Source organism: Kitasatospora sp. NPDC058190 (genome assembly GCF_042883685.1).
Lineage (GTDB): Bacteria > Actinomycetota > Actinomycetes > Streptomycetales > Streptomycetaceae > Kitasatospora.
In genome coordinates, this window is sequence record NZ_JBHVVI010000305.1 from 1 (window position 1) to 1,066 (window position 1,066).

General features: G+C 68.7%; 2 protein-coding genes. Both read left to right on the forward strand.

The features are described 5' to 3' along the window. Positions 1–94: 94 nt before the first annotated feature. The gene (locus ACFVWU_RS44970; RefSeq protein ID WP_387632543.1) at positions 95–373 is read left to right on the forward strand and encodes a GNAT family N-acetyltransferase; all 279 of its coding nucleotides are present in this window, start codon (positions 95–97) and stop codon (positions 371–373) included. 33 nt (positions 374–406) lie between these two features. Beyond that, positions 407–577 carry a hypothetical protein gene (locus ACFVWU_RS44975; protein WP_387632541.1) on the forward strand — a complete coding sequence of 57 codons (171 nt, stop codon included), beginning with the start codon at positions 407–409 and terminating at the stop codon, positions 575–577. Positions 578–1,066: the final 489 nt, after the last annotated feature.

Below are 1,066 nucleotides of genomic sequence, written 5' to 3' on the forward strand. Positions count from 1 at the left end.
AGCCGAGTACTTGTACGTCCCCAACGGGAACTCCTGTTCTCCGGATCATCACGATCCAAGTGTCCAGGGTGTCCACGTTCCGGGGGAAACCTCCGTGGCGCCGGACCAGCGAGGGCGCGGGTTGGCACAGCTGGTCGTGACAACCGCCATGGAGCACGCCCGCGAGGTGGGTCTGCAGCTCGGGCTTCTGTTCTGCCGCCCGGATCGGCTCCCTCTATACCAGCGGATGGGGTGGAGTCCCTTGGAAGGCGACGTGCGTGTCGAACAACCCACTGGAACTGTCACCATGCCGCTTCGCAGCATGTGGACACCATTGCACGACGGAGCAAGATGGCCGTCCGGGCCAGTGCACGTGCTGTCATTGCCAATGTGAGTAGCCGTTGTCGTACCGATCAGGGCGCTCCCCATGGTGATGGCCCCCTGGCACACGACCGAGAACTCCGAGCCCGCGGCCTCGCTCGCCGACGAGGTCGACCGCCTGGTCGTGCGCACCGATGAGGAGGGGGCCAACATCGACGGCATCGCGCGGCGGCCCGGAGCGAGCACCTGCTACTTCACGATGCACACCGCTCAGTGATCGGCGACACCGTTGTGTCCCTGGTCGTGGGCAGGCGGGCAAGGCCACCGTCTCCGGGCCGGGACGGGGGCGCTTCCAGACTTCATGTCGCCGATCACGACAACCCGTTCCGATGCCGGGCATGGAGGTGAGGATCATGGATAGCGGGTCACTGCGGGCCCGCGCCTTCAGCAAGGCCTCGCCGGCGTGCTGGACGGCCTGGGCCGCCTCGCCGGGCCGTACCAGACGGGACGGCTCCGCCGCGCTCTGGGCGGCGATCATCGGCGCCAGCTCACGCCGCGCCCGCCGCGCGGCCCGCCGCCGCTCACGGCCAAGCCGCTCCGCCTCGGACCGGGCGTGCTCACGAAACGCCTCCCGCTGCCCACGCGTGAGCTGGGCGGACGGGTGTGCGGTGCACGGGGCTTCCCCCGGGAATGTGGACACCGGGTGCTATGCAGCGACGGCCAGCGTAACTGATCTCTGCTCGTAGGCGATCGGGGTCATGTGGTC